Source organism: Pseudomonas sp. NFX224, from assembly GCF_048565165.1.
In the GTDB taxonomy this organism is placed as follows: domain Bacteria; phylum Pseudomonadota; class Gammaproteobacteria; order Pseudomonadales; family Pseudomonadaceae; genus Aquipseudomonas.
The window spans coordinates 1,290,990-1,307,185 of record NZ_CP183416.1 but is presented as its reverse complement, the minus strand read 5'-3'; the positions used below and the strand labels follow the sequence as shown (position 1 = coordinate 1,307,185).

Sequence of the window (16,196 nt, the reverse complement as noted above, 5' to 3'; positions counted from 1 at the left end):
AGCCATTTTTATGCTCGTAGATTCCCATTGTCACCTTGATCGCCTCGACCTCGCCGCCCATGACGGCTCCCTGGATGCCGCCCTCGACGCGGCCCGCCAGCGCGGAGTGGGGCACTTTTTGTGTATTGGTGTCAGCGCCGACAATGCCGCCGACGTTAAGGCTCTCGCCGAAAAGTATGACGACGTAGACTGTTCGGTCGGCGTGCATCCGCTGGATGTACAGCCGGGCGCGGCGCCCGCGCTGGACTGGCTGTTGCACGAACTCAATCACCCGCGTGTAGTAGCCATCGGTGAAACCGGCCTGGATTACCACTACGAGCCGGAAGCGGCAGAGTTGCAGCAAGATTCCTTCAGGTTGCACCTGCAAGCGGCGCAGCAGACAGGCAAACCGGTGATCATCCACACCCGTGGCGCCCGCGCCGATACCCTGAATCTGCTGCGTGACGCGGCGTTGCCCCAGGCCGGCGTGCTGCATTGCTTTACCGAGGACTGGGACATGGCGAAAGCCGCGCTGGACATGGGTTATTACATCTCCCTGTCCGGGATTGTCACTTTCCGCAATGCCGACGCGTTGCGCGATGTGGCGAGCAAGGTGCCGGCTGACCGCTTGCTGGTGGAAACCGATTCGCCGTACTTGGCACCGATCCCGCACCGAGGCAAACCGAACCTGCCGCAGTACGTACGCGAAGTAGCGGAATTTCTGGCAATGTTGCGTGGTGAGTCCTACGAGCGGTTTGCCGGGCAGACCACCGAAAACTTCAAGCGGTTGTTCCCGCTGGCCCATGTGAAAGGTTAAATCGCAGGCAAAAAAAACCCGGGTTCTGGGGGGTGAATCCGGGTTAAGACCATTAGGAGTAAAACAATGGTACGCGGTCCGTTGGTACCAATATCGGCGCGACACTTGGGGGAGATGTCTCGCCGACAGTTCAAGTATTGATCAGTATTTCGCCGAGTCCAGTTTGTCGGCCGCGGTTTTTAAACAAATTTGGAATACGGGCGCTTCGGAAGAGTTCTCATCAACCGGTTTGCGTGCGCGAAATGACCAGAAAACACAGATATGGTCGGATGATCCGTGCATTTTGGCGCAAGTTAGGCATAATACGCGGCTTCGAATTTTGACCCCTACAGACCTTTTCTTATGCATAAAGAACCTCGTAAGGTCCGTGAGTTTCGTCGCCGCGAGCAAGAAATTCTCGATACCGCGCTCAAGCTGTTCCTCGAACAAGGTGAAGACAGTGTCACCGTCGAGATGATTGCTGATGCCGTCGGTATCGGCAAAGGCACGATCTACAAGCACTTCAAGTCCAAGGCCGAGATTTACCTGCGCCTGATGCTCGACTACGAGCGCGATTTGAACGAGCTGTTGCACTCGGCCGACGTCGACAAGGACAAGGAAGCCCTATCCCGCGCCTACTTCGAATTCCGCATGCGCGATCCGCAACGCTATCGCTTGTTCGATCGCCTGGAAGAAAAGGTGGTCAAGGGCAACCAGGTGCCGGAGATGATCGAGGAGCTGCACAAGATCCGTGCCTCGAATTTCGAGCGTCTGACCCTGCTGATCAAGGGCCGGATCAGCGAAGGCAAGCTTGAAGACGTGCCGCCATACTTCCATTACTGCGCGTCCTGGGCGCTGGTGCACGGTGCCGTGGCGCTGTACCACTCGCCGTTCTGGAGCAATGTGCTGGAAGATCAGGAAGGTTTCTTCCAGTTCCTGATGGACATCGGCGTGCGCATGGGCAACAAGCGCAAGCGTGACACCGACACCCCGAGCAGCTGAGCCATTCAGCCGCCTGATTGCGCCATTATTTCGCTACATGGCGCAGTACCGCAGGAATATACTCAGGCAAGGGACTTGCTAAAACTTGATTTGTGAGTCAAGTTTTAGCGGTCCGAATATTCTTCCGCCGGAGTGACCATGATCGTTGACCGTCAAGGCAGGCGTTTTCGCAATTTGCGAGTCAGCCTGACCTCAGCCTGCAATTACGCGTGTACCTACTGCGTGCCCAACGGCAAGCGGCTGGTGGCTGCGCAGGATGAGTTGTCGGCCGAGGCCATGGCACGCGGTGTGGCTTATCTGATCGAAGCCGCGGGCATCGAGCGCCTGCGCATCACCGGCGGCGAACCGCTGGTGAGTCCAAAACTCGAAACCTTCATGACTGCGGTAGGGCGTATGGGTCTGCAAGACATCAGCCTGACCACCAATGGTCAATTGCTGGCGAAAAAGCTACCGCTGCTGGTGGAAGCCGGCATTCGGCGCATCAACGTTTCCCTCGATACCCTCGACGCCAGTGCCTTCCGCGGCATCGCCCGTGGCGGTGATCTGGCGACGGTGCTCGACGGCATGGAGCAGGCCCGTGCGGCCGGCATGAAGATTAAGGTCAACATGGTGCCGTTGCGCGGTCAGAACCTCGATCAGGTGATGCCGCTGCTCGATTACTGCCTGGAGCGTGGTTATGAACTGCGTTTCATCGAGCTGATGCGCATGGGCCATCTGGCCAGCGACTCCAATGCCTTCCTGCAACAGTTCGTCAGCCTCCAGCAGTTGCTGAGTCTGATCGGCGAGCGCTACGAGTATCTGCAAGCTGATGCGCCGGTTGATGCCACGGCGGTGCGCTACGAGATCCCGGGGCTTGGGCATTTCGGCGTGATCGCCAACGAAAGCGTACCGTTCTGTCGTACCTGTTCACGGCTGCGCCTTTCTTCCACGGGCTGGCTGCATGGCTGCCTGTCGTCGAGTAACCGGCACTATGTCGGCGACCTGCTCGACAAGCCGCGTCATCAGGCACTGCCCGCCTTGCAACGACTGCTGGTGAAAGCCTTGGGCGACAAACAGGAAGTGGCGTTCTCCGGTGGCGCAACTGTCATGAAAATCATTGGCGGCTGAACCGGCCTCATCGCGAGCAGGCTCGCTCCCACACTAATTTGCATCGATCACATAACTTGTGTTCACCACAGAACAACTGTGGAGCGAGCCTGCTCGCGATGAGCTAGAACTGGCGCAAAAGCTGCATCCCACGGCCATTCGCCGGATTTCCGTCACCGGCCTCTGGAGGATAGGATGCGTAGCCTGGTTTTGCTGCTGGCCGTTATGGCGCTTGGTGGCTGCATGAATGTCAGCGATATGGCCGAAGGGACTCGCTACCATATGAGCGATGCGGGCTTGCTGGATCACAGCGACAGCCGCCGCGTGAATAACCTGCGCATTCAGCCGGACTCGTTCGTCTACATCGCTCAGGGCGCGTTTATGCCGCCGGGCAGTGCCGTTTACCCGAGGCCAAACGTGATTGCCGAAGTCGCGTTCGACGGTTTTATCGAGTACTTCCCGATGGTTCGCCGCGCTCGCGTGCCGGAAGGCCTTGATCAGGCCATGAGTGAAGCCCGCGCCGTCGGCGCTCATTACCTGCTCTACACACGTTTCGCCAAGTCCGATGACCGCATCGGTAACTCGGACGAATGGCTGGATCAAGAAGCCCTGGATCGTTTGGGTGTCGATACCGGCGTGATTCAGATCATGTTGATAGAGACCAGCACCCAGTATTTGATTGATACTGCACGCATCAAGAGTCGTGGCGGATTACTGACGTTCCACGATGAGAAGCCAGAAGACCTGATGGGCCCGCCGCTGGAGCAATATGCTCGCAGCCTGTTGGGGCTCAGCGACCAGTAATTTCAAGGAGAACGCCATGAGTGGCCCGCAAAAAGCCAACGACCTGCTGGGGCAAATCCCCAAGACCAAAGGCTTGCCACCGGTCCACTTGTGGAACCCCGACTTCTGCGGCGACATCGACATGCGCATCGCCCGCGACGGCACCTGGTATTACCTGGGCACGCCGATTGGGCGCAAGCCGATGGTCAAGCTGTTCTCCACCATCATTCGCCGCGACGGCGATGATTATTTCCTCATCACCCCAGTCGAGAAGGTCGGCATCAAGGTCGACGACGCACCGTTCGTGGCGATTGCCGTGGACGTGGAAGGCGAGGGCGAGGCGCAGGTCTTGCGTTTCACCACCAACGTTGATGAGACCGCTGAAGCGGGCGTCGAGCATCCCATTCGCGTGGTGATCGATCCGGATACCCAGGAACCGGCGCCCTACGTGCATGTACGCACCAATCTCGAGGCGCTGATCCATCGCAATGTTTTCTATCAGTTGGTGGCGTTGGCGGTCACTCGCGAGATCGATGGCCAGCGCTGGCTGGGCGTGTGGAGCGGTGGTGAGTTTTTCCCGATCGGGCTTGAGCCCTAGCGGCTGATCGTAAGATAAAAATTGACACCCAATCATATGATGATTAGCGTTGGCCTCCATCGCGAACGGCATTGAGGTGTCCATGTCCAGCAGCTTTCATGCGTCGACAGTCGATTGGCTGGGTTGCTGGATCGCCACCGGGCAGGTCAAGCCCGGTGAAGCGCTCAAGGTCGAAGCCGATCTCGGCGAACAACTCGGTGTCAGTCGCACGGTCATTCGCGAAGCCATCAAGACCCTGGTTGCCAAAGGCATGCTCGAAGTCGGGCCGAAGGTCGGTACGCGGGTGTTGCCGGTGCGGCGCTGGAACCTCTTCGATCCGCAAGTCGTGGGTTGGTTGTCGCGCAGCGGTTTGCCGGAAAACTTCGTCGACGATTTGCTCGACCTGCGTCGCACCATCGAGCCCATGGCCGTACGCTGGGCTTGCGAACGCGCGACTGTCCCGCAGGTTGAGGCCATTCTGCTCGCTTACAACGCCCTGGCGCGGGCGGTGGACAGCGGCATCGACTACAACCGTGCCGACCAGCTCTTCCACGAATGCATACTCGCCGCCAGCCACAATCAATTCATCGAACAAATGGTCCCGGCCCTCGGCGCGTTGCTGGCGGTGTGCTTTGAAGTCTCCGCTGCCGACCCAGAGGAATTGCGTCGAACCTTGCCGATTCACAAAGACATGGCCGACGCCATCGCCGCCCGCGACGCTGCTCGGGGTGTCTGGGCCTGCATGACCCTGATCGACAACGCCGACCTGGCCATCAAGCGCTATTACCCGCAAGTCATGGCCGATAAAAAAGCTGGCTGATAGAAAAGAACCACAGATAAAAACAAGAACAATGCAGGAGGTTTCATGACGTTGACCGCGGTTACCGAACACCGGGCACAGCTGGGCGAAGGTCCGTTCTGGGATGCGCCGACCCAGGCGCTGTATTGGGTGGACATCGCCGGCAAGCAAGCGCTGCGGTTGATCGGCGCCAATGTGCAGATCTGGCAGATGCCGGAGCACGTGTCGGCGTTCATCCCCTGCGCAAGCGGCGATGCGCTGGTGACGTTGAGCAGCGGCGTGTATCGGCTTGATCTGGATTCCCCTGGCCTGGAGCCACGACTGACTTTGTTCTGTGTCGCCGATCCGCAGCCGGGCAATCGCGCCAACGAGGCCCGTTGCGACAACCAGGGCCGACTCTGGCTCGGCACCATGCAAAACAACATTGGTGAGCAGGGCGAAGACTTGCCTATCAAGCAGCGTTCCGGTGGGTTGTTCCGCATTGATCGCGATGCGCGGGTGACACCGCTGCTGCGAGGACTGGGCATTCCCAATACGTTGCTATGGAGCGATGACGCCACCACCGTGTATTTCGGCGACAGCCTCGACGGCACGTTGTATCGACACTTCATCCGAACCGACGGCAACCTTGAACCGGCTCAGGCCTGGTTGGGGCCTCACTCGCGCGGCGGCCCGGATGGCTCGGCGATGGATGCCGAAGGGTTTGTCTGGAACGCTCGCTGGGACGGCAGTTGCCTGCTCCGGCTGTCACCGGAGGGCAAAGTCGACCGGGTGCTCGAACTTCCCGTCAGCCGTCCAACCAGTTCTGTATTCGGCGATGCTGACTTGAAAACCTTGTACATCACCAGTGCCGCGAGCCCGCTCGGGCATCCACTGGACGGCGCAGTGTTGGCGATTCGCGTCGACGTGCCTGGAACGCTGTGTACTCGATTCGCCGGGTAAATCCCTAAATGTGGGATGTAAATATATATATTGAGATTTTCTGCGGGCCGGGTTTATAGTCGGCTCCATCAGTTACACGCACTCACACTTAAAAAAACAAAACAGGTGAAGTGATGCAACGATCCATGGCTGAACCCCTTTCTTTGCCAGAGGCGCCCAATCCGCCCAAGGGCGAGCGCCTGAAAAACAAAGTGGTGCTGCTGACCGGCGCCGCCCAAGGCATCGGCGAGGCGATTGTCGCGACCTTTGCGTCCCAGCAAGCCAAGCTGATCATCAGTGACATCCAGGCGGAAAAAGTCGAAAAGGTTGCGGTGCATTGGCGGGACAAAGGCGCCGATGTCGTGGCGATCAAGGCCGACGTTTCGCGTCAGCAGGATTTGCATGCGATGGCCAAATTGGCGGTCGAGCGTTACGGGCGGATTGACGTGCTGGTCAACTGCGCCGGCGTCAACGTGTTCCGTGATCCGCTGGAAATGACCGAGGATGACTGGCGCCGTTGCTTCGCCATCGACCTCGATGGTGCCTGGTACGGCTGCAAGGCTGTATTGCCGCAGATGATCGAGCAGGGCATCGGCAGCATCATCAACATCGCTTCCACCCATTCTTCCCACATCATTGCGGGTTGCTTTCCGTACCCGGTGGCCAAGCACGGTTTGCTCGGCCTGACCCGCGCCTTGGGTATCGAGTACGCGCCCAAGGGCATTCGCGTCAACGCCATCGCACCGGGCTACATCGAAACCCAACTGAACGTCGACTACTGGAACGGCTTTGCCGACCCTCACGCCGAGCGTCAGCGTGCCCTTGACCTGCATCCGCCCAAGCGCATCGGCCAGCCGATCGAAGTGGCCATGACCGCCGTGTTCCTGGCCAGTGATGAAGCGCCATTCATCAATGCCTCATGCATCACCATCGATGGTGGGCGCTCGGTGATGTACCACGACTGAGTGCCCGGGATTTCGGGCGTCTTGCTACGACTGAAATCCAATCATCATACGATATGACTATTGGCAGTATGGCTACACCGCTCCATGATTTTCAAAGAACACTCAACAAGAACAACAAGGAGTCAGCTTATGAATCGTCGTCGTGCCATCCGTACCCTGTGCTGTGCCGCCCTGGCGGTTTCGGCGGTCAACCTCAGCAGCACGCTGCTGGCGGCCGAGGAAGTGAAAATCGGTTTTCTAGTCAAGCAAGCGGAAGAACCCTGGTTCCAGACCGAATGGGCGTTCGCCGAAAAAGCCGGCAAGGAGAAGGGCTTCACCCTGATCAAGATCGCCGTGCCGGATGGCGAGAAAACCCTGTCGGCCATCGATAGCCTGGCGGCGAACGGCGCCAAGGGCTTCGTGATCTGCCCGCCGGACGTATCCCTCGGTCCGGCGATCATGGCCAAGGCCAAGCTCAACGGGTTGAAAGTGATTGCTGTCGATGACCGTTTTGTCGACGCCAGCGGCAAGTTCATGGAGGACGTGCCGTACCTCGGCATGGCCGCGTTCGAAGTTGGCCAGAAACAAGGCAGCGCCATGGCCACCGAAGCGAAAAAACGTGGCTGGGACTGGAAAGACACCTACGCGGTGATTAACACCTACAACGAACTCGACACCGGCAAGAAACGCACCGACGGCTCGGTGAAATCCCTCGAGGACGCCGGCATGCCGAAAGACCACATCCTCTTCGCCGCCCTGAAAACCCTCGACGTGCCGGGCAGCATGGACGCCACCAACTCGGCGCTGGTGAAACTGCCGGGCGCGGCGAAAAACCTGATCATCGGCGGCATGAACGACAACACCGTACTGGGCGGCGTGCGTGCCACGGAAGCGGCCGGCTTCGCTGCGGCGAACGTGATCGGCATCGGCATCAACGGCACCGACGCCATCGGCGAGCTGAAAAAGCCCAACAGCGGTTTCTACGGCTCGATGCTGCCGAGCCCGCACATCGAGGGCTACAACACTGCCAGCATGATGTACGAGTGGGTCACTACCGGCAAAGAACCGGCGAAGTACACCGCCATGGACGACGTGACGCTGATCACCCGCGACAACTTCAAGCAGGAACTGGAAAAGATCGGCCTGTGGAACTGAAGGCCGGTTGATTTCATCGGCAACCCCGGCAACGGGGTTGCCTGATCCGTGTGATGAGGTGGTTATGCACGCGCAAACACAAGTACAACAACACAATGCCGGCGGCAGCTTGCGCTTCAACGGGATCGGCAAGACCTTTCCCGGCGTGAAGGCTTTGGACGGTATCAGCTTCGTCGCCCACCCGGGGCAGGTTCATGCGTTGATGGGCGAGAACGGCGCCGGCAAATCGACGCTGCTGAAAATCCTCGGCGGCGCCTACATCCCGAGCAGCGGCGACCTGCAGATCGGCGAGCAGACGATGGCCTTCAGATCCACCGCCGACAGTATCGGCAGTGGCGTCGCGGTGATCCACCAGGAACTGCATCTGGTGCCGGAAATGACCGTGGCGGAAAACCTCTTTCTCGGGCACTTGCCAGCCAGTTTCGGCCTGATCAATCGCAGCACGTTGCGCCAGCAGGCACTGGCCTGCCTCAAGGGCCTGGCCGACGAAATTGATCCGCAGGAGAAGGTCGGGCGCCTGTCCCTCGGTCAGCGGCAACTGGTGGAAATCGCCAAGGCCTTGTCCCGTGGCGCCCATGTGATTGCTTTCGATGAACCCACCAGCAGCCTTTCGGCGCGGGAGATCGATCGCTTGATGGCGATCATCGGTCGCCTGCGCGACGAGGGCAAAGTGGTGCTGTACGTCTCCCATCGCATGGAAGAAGTATTCCGCATCTGCAACGCGGTGACGGTGTTCAAGGACGGTCGCTACGTACGCACCTTCGAAGACATGAGTGAGCTGACCCACGATCAATTGGTCACGTGCATGGTCGGTCGTGACATCCAGGACATCTACGACTATCGCTCGCGCCCGCGGGGTGCGGTGGCGTTGAAGGTCGATGGCCTGCTTGGGCCAGGACTGCGCGAACCGGTGAGTTTCGAAGCGCACAAGGGTGAGATTCTCGGGTTGTTCGGATTGGTGGGAGCGGGGCGCACGGAACTGTTTCGCCTGCTCAGCGGCCTGGAGCGCAACAGCGCAGGGCGTTTGGAATTGCGCGGCCATGAACTGAAACTGCGCTCGCCACGTGATGCGATTTCGGCGGGGATTCTGCTCTGTCCGGAAGACCGCAAGAAGGAGGGCATCCTGCCGCTGGCGAGCGTTGCCGAGAACATCAATATCAGCGCCCGTGGTGCGCATTCCACTTTCGGTTGCCTGTTGCGCGGGCTGTGGGAAAAGGGCAACGCCGACAAACAGATCAAGGCGTTGAAAGTGAAAACGCCGCACGCCGGCCAACAGATCAAATTTCTGTCCGGCGGTAACCAGCAGAAGGCCATTCTTGGCCGCTGGCTGTCGATGCCGATGAAAGTCCTGTTGCTCGATGAACCGACCCGCGGCATCGACATCGGCGCCAAGGCCGAGATCTACCAGATCATCCACAACCTGGCGGCGGATGGCATCTCGGTGATCGTGGTGTCCAGCGACCTGATGGAAGTGATGGGCATTTCCGACCGCATCCTGGTGCTGTGTGAAGGCGCATTGCGCGGCGAACTGAGCCGCGAACAGGCCAATGAATCCAACCTGCTGCAACTGGCTTTGCCGCGCCAACGCGCTGACGGCGTGGCGAACTGAGAGGTGACTATGATGACAACCCAAAATGAAACCCTGCCGACTGCACGCAAACCTCTGGACCTGCGGCGCTTTCTCGATGACTGGGTGATGTTGCTGGCGGCCGTCGGGATCTTCGTACTTTGCACTTTGCTGATCGACAACTTCCTTTCGCCACTGAACATGCGCGGCCTCGGCCTGGCGATTTCCACTACCGGGATCGCGGCGTGCACCATGTTGTATTGCCTGGCGTCCGGGCATTTCGACTTGTCGGTGGGTTCGGTGATTGCCTGCGCGGGCGTGGTTGCGGCGGTGGTGATGCGCGATACCGACAGTGTGCTGCTCGGCGTCGGTGCGGCATTGGTGATGGGGCTGATCGTCGGCCTGATCAATGGCATCGTGATCGCCAAGCTGCGGGTCAATGCGTTGATCACCACGCTGGCGACCATGCAGATCGTGCGTGGTCTGGCGTACATATTCGCCAACGGTAAAGCGGTGGGGGTGTCGCAGGAATCGTTCTTCGTCTTCGGCAACGGCCAGTTGTTCGGCGTGCCGGTGCCGATCCTGATCACCATCGTCTGCTTCCTGTTCTTCGGCTGGCTGCTGAATTACACCACCTACGGTCGCAACACCATGGCCATTGGCGGTAACCAGGAAGCGGCGTTGCTGGCCGGTGTGAACGTCGACCGGACCAAGATCATCATCTTCGCCGTGCACGGTGTGATCGGTGCGTTGGCCGGGGTGATCCTCGCTTCGCGCATGACCTCGGGCCAGCCAATGATCGGCCAGGGTTTTGAATTGACGGTGATCTCGGCTTGCGTGCTGGGCGGGGTGTCATTGAGCGGCGGGATCGGCATGATCCGGCACGTGATTGCCGGGGTGCTGATTCTGGCGATCATCGAAAATGCGATGAACCTGAAGAACATCGATACGTTTTATCAGTATGTGATTCGGGGTTCGATTTTGTTGCTGGCGGTGGTGATCGATCGACTGAAACAGCGCTGACACCCCACCTCTGTGGCGAGGGAGCTTGCTCCCGTTGGGCTGCGAAGCGGCCCCAAAACCTCTGTTCTGATCGAGGAATTTGCGAGTGCTGCGCACTCGAGCGGGAGCAAGCTCCCTCGCCACAGTGACTCCTCCTTCCGTCAACTCCCTTAAAAATCCCTTGCCCGCTCCAACCCGTATCGGTTATCACGTTGTACATGATTAGACAGGTACGATTTGACAAGAAACAACGGGTGGTCGACGAACTCATCCGGCGCATTGAAAGCGGCCTCCTGGAGGACGGCTTTCAGTTGCCGGGCGAGCATCAGTTGGCTCAAGAATTCAAAGTCAGCCGAGGAACTTTGCGTGAAGCTCTGGCCGAATTGAAACGGCGCAACTACATCGCGACGCAAAGCGGGGTGGGCTCCATCGTCACGTTCGACGGTGTGGTGCTCGACCAGCGCAATGGCTGGGCGCAGGCCCTGGCCGACAGCGGCGCGCTGGTCAATACCGAAGTGCTGCGGCTGGAGGCGGTGACCCGTCCGGACCTGCTGTCGCGATTCGGCACCGACCAGTTCATCACCCTCGACCGTCGCCGCCGTTCCAACGACGGCTCGCTGGTCTCCCTTGAACGCTCATTGATGCCCGCCACCGGAGGCCTGGAAAGCCTGCCGCGGGTTGGTCTGATCGACAATTCACTGACCATTACCCTGGCGGCCTACGGTTATATCGGTGAGCGCGGCGATCAATGGATCGGCGCCGAACCCCTGAACGAACAGGACGCCGAACTGCTGGGCCGCCCGGTCGGCACGGTATTCCTCAAGGCTTTGCGCACCACCTACGACCGGCAGAACCGTTTCATGGAACAGGTGGAAAGCCTGCTGGACCCTGTGCATTTTCGCCTGCACCTGCAGATTGGTAATTCGAAATGACTGCGCTCAATCGTGCCTTGGGCGCGTTCTATGGCCTGGCTTTGGGCGATGCGCTGGGCATGCCGACCCAGTCTTTAAGTCGCGCTGAAATCCAGGTTCGCTTTGGCGAAATCACATCCCTTGAAGACGCCGGCCCCGATCAGCCGATCGCCGCCAACATGCCCAAGGGCTCGATCACCGACGACACTGAGCAGGCGATTCTGGTCGGCCAGTTGTTGATTGACGGTAAGGGCAAGATCGAACCCTCGGTACTCGCACAGCGTTTGATCGAATGGGAAGCGGTGATGCAGGCCAAGGGCTCGCAGGACCTGCTCGGCCCTTCGACCAAGCGGGCAATCGAGATGATCCTCGCCGGCCATTCGCCGGAAGAAGCGGGGCGCTACGGCACTACCAACGGCGCGGCGATGCGCATCACGCCGGTCGGGATTGCGGCGGATGTCGCCGATCCGCAGCGTTTCATTGAAGCGGTCGTGCAAGCCTGCCAGGTCACCCATAACACCACGCTGGGAATCTCCAGTGCGGCGGCGGTGGCGGCGGTGGTGTCCGCCGGGATCAACGGCATGGACCTGGGCGAGGCGTTGAACCTCGGCCAGCAAATGGCCCAGCATGCGGAAAGTCATGGCCACTGGGTTGCCGGTGGACGCATTGCCTCGCGCATCAGTTGGGCAAGAAGCATCAGCGTCGACCGTGACAACGGTTTGCTGGCGGATCTGCTGTACGACGTGATCGGCACCTCGGTGGCATCGCAGGAGTCGGTGGTGGTGTCGTTTGCCCTGGCCCAGCAGGTGGCCATCGGCGAAATGAATGCCTTCGACGCGCTGTGCATGGCCGCCAGCCTTGGCGGCGACACCGACACCATCGCGGCGATTCTCGGCGCCATGCTCGGGGCCTGTCTGGGCCTTGAGAGTTGGCCTGTGGAAATGATCGACACGGTCAAGGCTGTCAATGATCTGGAGCTGGAACCGTTGGTGACAGGACTTCTCGACCTGCGCTGAAACACGGATACAACCTGTGCAGCCTTCGGCAGCGCCTACCTTGCCCACAATCACAAAAATGGCAACAGGAGCATTTTTCATGAGTTCATCGAACGCCGGGCAGAACGCCGGGCAACTGGAAACCCGCGGCATCGAGCCAGTGCCGGAATCCGAGTGCAATGGTCATCCGTTGCAGCTGTTCTGGGTCTGGTTCGCCGCCAACATTTCCATCCTCGGCCTGCCGCTGGGCGCGACCCTCGTAGCCTTTCGCGGGTTGGCGATCTGGCAGGCAATCATCGTCGCGATCCTCGGTGCCGCCGGCTCTTTCGCGGTGGTCGGGATCATCTCGATCGCCGGTCGACGTGGTCGTGCACCCAGCCTGACGCTGTCGCGAGCCATCTTCGGCGTACGCGGCAATATCGGCCCGACGCTGGTGTCGCTGATGTCACGCCTGGGTTGGGAAACCGTCAACACCACCACCGCCGCGTTCGTGCTGCTGTCGTTGTGCTCGATCCTGTTCGGCTCGCCAGTGGAAGCGAAAAGCGCGCCGCTGCTGACCCTGGTGTTCATCGCGATTTTCGTGCTGTTGACCTTGTCGGTCTCCGGCCTCGGTCACGCTACATTGCTGGTCATCCAGAAGTGGGCGACCTACGTGTTCGGCGCGCTGAACATTCTGGTCGGCGGCTTCCTCTGCGCCACCATTGACTGGAGCGCGGTGTTCAACGCCACGCCTGCGCCGATGAGCGCGATGATCATCGGCATCGGTACCATGGCGGCCGGCACCGGGATCGGTTGGGCCAACGCCGGTGCGGACATGTCACGCTATCAGCATCGCAGCGTCAAAGCCGTGCGCCTGGTGGCGTCGGCGGCGTTCGGTGCGGGGATTCCGCTGGTGTTGCTGATCACCCTCGGCGGCTTGCTGTCGGTGGGCAACAACGATCTCGCCCAAGCCACGGACCCGATCATTGCGATCCGCGACATGCTGCCGACCTGGATGGCCGTGCCGTACCTGATCACCGCGTTCGGTGGTTTGCTGCTGTCGAACAACCTGTCGGTGTACTCCGCCGGATTGACCACGTTGACGCTCGGTTTGAAGGTCAAGCGCGTCTACGCCGTAGTGGTCGACATCGTCGCGATCTTCGCCGGTTCGATTTACTTCATGCTGATCGCTGACAGTTTCTACGGTCCGTTCATCACGTTCATTTCCCTGCTGGCGGTGCCGATCACCGCGTGGGTCGGGATCTTCGTGGTCGACCTGATGCACCGTCATTACTACAGCCCCAAGGATCTGCTGGACGTCAGCCCGAGCAGCGCCTACTGGTATCGCGGCGGCGTGGAGTGGCGCGCATTGGGCGCCTGGGCCATCGCCATCGTGTTGGGTTTCAGCTTCACCACCATCGGCACCACGGCGCAAAACGTCTGGTTCAAGGGCTTCCTGTCCGACTCGTGGCTGGGGCATAACGGCCTCGGCTGGATCGTGACGTTCGTGGTGGCTGGCGGGATTTATTGGGTACTCGGCGGGGCGAAGGATCGTCGTGCTGCGCTGAACGAGAATGCTCATGCCTAAGATGTTGCACACCGGCCAGGTCATCATCGACCTGGTCATGGCCGTGGATAAACTGCCGCACGCCGGGGGCGACGTGCTGGCGCAATCCGCCAGTTTCGAGGCGGGCGGCGGCTTCAATGTGATGGCCGCCGCGCAGCGCAACGGTTTGCCGGTGGTGTACCTCGGTCGCCATGGCACCGGGCGCTTCGGCGATCTGGCTCGCGACGCGATGAACGCGGAAGGCATCCGCATCGGCATCGCTGATCGCGCCGAACGCGATACCGGTTTGTGCGTCGCGATCACGGACGCTTCGGCCGAGCGCAGCTTCGTGTCCTACATCGGCGCCGAGGGTGATTTGACCGCCGAGGATCTGGCCAGTGTCGCGGCCGAGGCGGGTGATTTTGTCTACGTCAGCGGCTACAGCCTGCTGCATGTCGGCAAGGCGCAGGCGCTGGTGGACTGGGTGTTGACGCTGCCGGACGGCGTCAACGTGGTGTTCGATCCGGGGCCGTTGGTGGATTCGCCGGATGCGCCGCTGATGCAGGCGCTGCTGCCGCGCATCGATGTGTGGACCAGCAACAGCGTCGAAGCGCTGAAGATTACCAGTGCGACTGACATCGCTCAGGCACTGGATCGACTGGTCGGGTATCTGCCACACGATGTGCTGATGGTCGTGCGCGATGGGCCGCAAGGCTGCTGGATCAGCCAGGGTTCAAAGTGCAGGCATGTGCCGGGATTCAAGGTTGAAGCCGTGGACAGTAACGGTGCCGGTGATGCTCATGCCGGTGTGTTCGTGGCCGGGTTGGCGCAAGGGTTATCGGCGTTTGATGCGGCGCGTCGGGCCAATGCGGCGGCGGCGCTGGCGGTGACCCGCTGGGGGCCGGCCACTTCGCCCGGCACTGCTGAAGTTGATGCGTTAATCAGCAAGACCTTCGGCGCATGATGTACCGCTATCGCTAGCAGGCTCCCACAGGGGATTTGTGTCGTTCACAGATCCAGTGTGGGAGCTAGCCTGCTAGCGATAGGGCCTTCAAATTCAACACATAAACCAGCCTTAGCCAGCCTTGCGCAACGCCTCAATCAACTCCTGCTTGCGCATCGACGACCGTCCCGGAATATCCTTCGCGCGAGCCTCTTTCATCAAACTGTCGACTGTCTGCGTATCTCGCGAAGCCTTGCTGCTACGTGGCTTTCCTTCACGGCTCGCCACCGCGCGACGCGCCGATTCCTTGCGATCTGCGGTCTTGGCACTGGCCGGTTTCTTACGCCCGGAACCGCCCGATTTCTCGCCACCGCCGGACTGCTTGTTCACCGTCGCCCAGGCACGGGCTTGGGCCTCATCCTTGGACACGCCTTTCTTTTCGTAGCTGTCTTCAATGTGTTCGGCTTTGCGTTTCTGCTCGGCGGTGTATTTGTCTTTGCTTCCACGAGGCATGGGATTTCTCCTGGCTTCAGTTGGTTCAGGCGTCCAGCTTGCGTGCGGCCTCAACACCCGCGGCGCTGAGCTTGATCGGCAGGTTCAGCGAGTGTTCGCCCGCGTCGTTGCACTGCACATTGCCGTGCTGGATCAGCCCGCGCTCCTGGAGCGTGGCGAGGGTGCTGGCCACGACTTTCTCCCCCCGGTAATTGTCCAGGACCTCCTTGCCCAAGCCACTTGGGTGGGCGTGCAGCAGGCGGGTCAGGACTTCTTTTTCCAGGTTTTTATCGACGTTCATGGTTACCTCTTTCATTGCGATGAGTAGGTCTTGGCGAACTATTGGCTCACACCACCTTCGGACCCCGAACCACCGGTGGTGGTCTTGGAGCCCATGCCGGGTCCGGCGTTGTCGGGTGCTTTGGTGTCCGGCATGTTAAAACCGCCCTGGCGGCCCATGTCATTGCCCTGGGTCCGTGGGTCAGTGCCGGTTGACGGCGGCAGGCTGCTGTCGACGCCGGTGCCATTGGTGTTCATGCCGGGGGCACTCTGGATGGCGGGGGCTTTGGGGGATTCGACCGGATTGGTCGGGCCGGTGCCGGACGCGGTGGTCGCAGCGATGGCGAGAGGGCACAGCAGGGCAGCGAAAGCGAGGGCGGTCAACCTGGACGAGATCATGGTGGTGTCTCCATTGATTTAGAGTCCTTACCTGATGTTGG

Annotated in this window: 18 protein-coding genes; 15 read left to right on the top strand and 3 right to left on the bottom strand. The window is 60.2% G+C overall.

The features are described 5' to 3' along the window. The first annotated feature begins 10 nt into the window (after positions 1–10). From ACNYC6_RS05735 to ACNYC6_RS05665, 15 genes are all read left to right on the top strand, one after another. Positions 11–796: a TatD family hydrolase gene (locus ACNYC6_RS05735; RefSeq protein ID WP_419711474.1), complete on the top strand. Its 786-nt coding sequence runs from the start codon at positions 11–13 to the stop codon at positions 794–796. Positions 797–1,138: 342 nt separating this feature from the next. Next, entirely contained in the window at positions 1,139–1,777 is a 639-nt protein-coding gene (locus ACNYC6_RS05730) for a TetR/AcrR family transcriptional regulator (protein ID WP_034149949.1), read from the top strand. A gap of 138 nt (positions 1,778–1,915) precedes the next feature. Continuing rightward, a complete protein-coding gene (locus tag ACNYC6_RS05725) occupies positions 1,916–2,884 on the top strand; it encodes a GTP 3',8-cyclase MoaA (protein WP_419711473.1) in 969 nt (322 codons plus the stop codon). Positions 2,885–3,058: 174 nt separating this feature from the next. Further along, positions 3,059–3,667 carry a DUF4823 domain-containing protein gene (locus ACNYC6_RS05720; protein ID WP_419711472.1) on the top strand — a complete coding sequence of 203 codons (609 nt, stop codon included), beginning with the start codon at positions 3,059–3,061 and terminating at the stop codon, positions 3,665–3,667. Positions 3,668–3,683: 16 nt separating this feature from the next. After that, positions 3,684–4,244: a DUF1285 domain-containing protein gene (locus ACNYC6_RS05715; protein ID WP_419711471.1), complete on the top strand. Its 561-nt coding sequence runs from the start codon at positions 3,684–3,686 to the stop codon at positions 4,242–4,244. 82 nt (positions 4,245–4,326) lie between these two features. Continuing rightward, the gene (locus tag ACNYC6_RS05710) at positions 4,327–5,043 is read left to right on the top strand and encodes a FadR/GntR family transcriptional regulator (protein ID WP_419711470.1); all 717 of its coding nucleotides are present in this window, start codon (positions 4,327–4,329) and stop codon (positions 5,041–5,043) included. 45 nt (positions 5,044–5,088) lie between these two features. Continuing rightward, positions 5,089–5,964 (top strand): SMP-30/gluconolactonase/LRE family protein, encoded by an 876-nt coding sequence (locus ACNYC6_RS05705; RefSeq protein ID WP_419711469.1) that lies wholly within the window; start codon positions 5,089–5,091, stop codon positions 5,962–5,964. A gap of 125 nt (positions 5,965–6,089) precedes the next feature. Further along, on the top strand, positions 6,090–6,908 hold the full coding sequence (locus tag ACNYC6_RS05700; protein ID WP_419711468.1) for an SDR family oxidoreductase: 819 nt from the start codon (positions 6,090–6,092) through the stop codon (positions 6,906–6,908). Between the two features lie 129 nt (positions 6,909–7,037). Then, positions 7,038–8,042, top strand: coding sequence for a substrate-binding domain-containing protein (locus ACNYC6_RS05695; RefSeq protein ID WP_419711467.1), 1,005 nt, complete (start codon positions 7,038–7,040; stop codon positions 8,040–8,042). 64 nt (positions 8,043–8,106) lie between these two features. Continuing rightward, positions 8,107–9,651 (top strand): L-arabinose ABC transporter ATP-binding protein AraG, encoded by a 1,545-nt coding sequence (gene araG / locus ACNYC6_RS05690; RefSeq protein ID WP_419711466.1) that lies wholly within the window; start codon positions 8,107–8,109, stop codon positions 9,649–9,651. A 12-nt stretch (positions 9,652–9,663) separates the two neighbouring features. Then, a complete protein-coding gene (gene araH / locus ACNYC6_RS05685; protein ID WP_056856300.1) occupies positions 9,664–10,632 on the top strand; it encodes an L-arabinose ABC transporter permease AraH in 969 nt (322 codons plus the stop codon). Positions 10,633–10,829: 197 nt separating this feature from the next. After that, on the top strand, positions 10,830–11,543 hold the full coding sequence (locus ACNYC6_RS05680) for a GntR family transcriptional regulator (protein ID WP_419711465.1): 714 nt from the start codon (positions 10,830–10,832) through the stop codon (positions 11,541–11,543). Beyond that, positions 11,540–12,538 (top strand): ADP-ribosylglycohydrolase family protein, encoded by a 999-nt coding sequence (locus ACNYC6_RS05675; protein WP_419711464.1) that lies wholly within the window; start codon positions 11,540–11,542, stop codon positions 12,536–12,538. Before ACNYC6_RS05680 ends, ACNYC6_RS05675 begins: the two co-directional genes overlap by 4 nt. Before the next feature lie 79 nt (positions 12,539–12,617). Continuing rightward, positions 12,618–14,084: a purine-cytosine permease family protein gene (locus ACNYC6_RS05670; RefSeq protein ID WP_419711463.1), complete on the top strand. Its 1,467-nt coding sequence runs from the start codon at positions 12,618–12,620 to the stop codon at positions 14,082–14,084. Continuing rightward, on the top strand, positions 14,077–15,006 hold the full coding sequence (locus tag ACNYC6_RS05665) for a PfkB family carbohydrate kinase (protein ID WP_419711462.1): 930 nt from the start codon (positions 14,077–14,079) through the stop codon (positions 15,004–15,006). The genes ACNYC6_RS05670 and ACNYC6_RS05665 overlap by 8 nt, the downstream gene beginning before the upstream one ends. A gap of 111 nt (positions 15,007–15,117) precedes the next feature. Here the strand turns inward: ACNYC6_RS05665 and ACNYC6_RS05660 are convergent, their stop codons facing one another. The 3 genes from ACNYC6_RS05660 to ACNYC6_RS05650 are packed head-to-tail and all read right to left on the bottom strand — an operon-like array spanning position 15,118 to position 16,155. Then, on the bottom strand, positions 15,118–15,498 hold the full coding sequence (locus tag ACNYC6_RS05660; RefSeq protein ID WP_419711461.1) for a Rho termination factor N-terminal domain-containing protein: 381 nt from the start codon (positions 15,496–15,498) through the stop codon (positions 15,118–15,120). 25 nt (positions 15,499–15,523) lie between these two features. Next, positions 15,524–15,778: a hypothetical protein gene (locus ACNYC6_RS05655; RefSeq protein ID WP_419711460.1), complete on the bottom strand. Its 255-nt coding sequence runs from the start codon at positions 15,776–15,778 to the stop codon at positions 15,524–15,526. A gap of 38 nt (positions 15,779–15,816) precedes the next feature. After that, on the bottom strand, positions 15,817–16,155 hold the full coding sequence (locus ACNYC6_RS05650) for a hypothetical protein (protein WP_419711459.1): 339 nt from the start codon (positions 16,153–16,155) through the stop codon (positions 15,817–15,819). Between the last annotated feature and the right edge of the window lie 41 nt (positions 16,156–16,196).

Excerpts from the sequence above, each read along its gene's own strand:
- ACNYC6_RS05675 (WP_419711464.1), top strand. The coding sequence starts at position 11,540 with ATGACTGCGCTCAATCGTGCCTTGGGCGCGTTCTATGGCCTGGCTTTG.
- ACNYC6_RS05725 (WP_419711473.1), top strand. The coding sequence starts at position 1,916 with ATGATCGTTGACCGTCAAGGCAGGCGTTTTCGCAATTTGCGAGTCAGC.
- ACNYC6_RS05670 (WP_419711463.1), top strand. The coding sequence starts at position 12,618 with ATGAGTTCATCGAACGCCGGGCAGAACGCCGGGCAACTGGAAACCCGC.
- ACNYC6_RS05665 (WP_419711462.1), top strand. The coding sequence starts at position 14,077 with ATGCCTAAGATGTTGCACACCGGCCAGGTCATCATCGACCTGGTCATG.
- ACNYC6_RS05720 (WP_419711472.1), top strand. The coding sequence starts at position 3,059 with ATGCGTAGCCTGGTTTTGCTGCTGGCCGTTATGGCGCTTGGTGGCTGC.
- ACNYC6_RS05715 (WP_419711471.1), top strand. The coding sequence starts at position 3,684 with ATGAGTGGCCCGCAAAAAGCCAACGACCTGCTGGGGCAAATCCCCAAG.
- ACNYC6_RS05705 (WP_419711469.1), top strand. The coding sequence starts at position 5,089 with ATGACGTTGACCGCGGTTACCGAACACCGGGCACAGCTGGGCGAAGGT.
- ACNYC6_RS05735 (WP_419711474.1), top strand. The coding sequence starts at position 11 with ATGCTCGTAGATTCCCATTGTCACCTTGATCGCCTCGACCTCGCCGCC.
- ACNYC6_RS05700 (WP_419711468.1), top strand. The coding sequence starts at position 6,090 with ATGGCTGAACCCCTTTCTTTGCCAGAGGCGCCCAATCCGCCCAAGGGC.
- ACNYC6_RS05660 (WP_419711461.1), bottom strand. The coding sequence starts at position 15,498 with ATGCCTCGTGGAAGCAAAGACAAATACACCGCCGAGCAGAAACGCAAA.
- ACNYC6_RS05680 (WP_419711465.1), top strand. The coding sequence starts at position 10,830 with ATGATTAGACAGGTACGATTTGACAAGAAACAACGGGTGGTCGACGAA.
- ACNYC6_RS05730 (WP_034149949.1), top strand. The coding sequence starts at position 1,139 with ATGCATAAAGAACCTCGTAAGGTCCGTGAGTTTCGTCGCCGCGAGCAA.
- ACNYC6_RS05695 (WP_419711467.1), top strand. The coding sequence starts at position 7,038 with ATGAATCGTCGTCGTGCCATCCGTACCCTGTGCTGTGCCGCCCTGGCG.
- ACNYC6_RS05710 (WP_419711470.1), top strand. The coding sequence starts at position 4,327 with ATGTCCAGCAGCTTTCATGCGTCGACAGTCGATTGGCTGGGTTGCTGG.
- araG (WP_419711466.1), top strand. The coding sequence starts at position 8,107 with ATGCACGCGCAAACACAAGTACAACAACACAATGCCGGCGGCAGCTTG.
- ACNYC6_RS05650 (WP_419711459.1), bottom strand. The coding sequence starts at position 16,155 with ATGATCTCGTCCAGGTTGACCGCCCTCGCTTTCGCTGCCCTGCTGTGC.
- ACNYC6_RS05655 (WP_419711460.1), bottom strand. The coding sequence starts at position 15,778 with ATGAACGTCGATAAAAACCTGGAAAAAGAAGTCCTGACCCGCCTGCTG.
- araH (WP_056856300.1), top strand. The coding sequence starts at position 9,664 with ATGACAACCCAAAATGAAACCCTGCCGACTGCACGCAAACCTCTGGAC.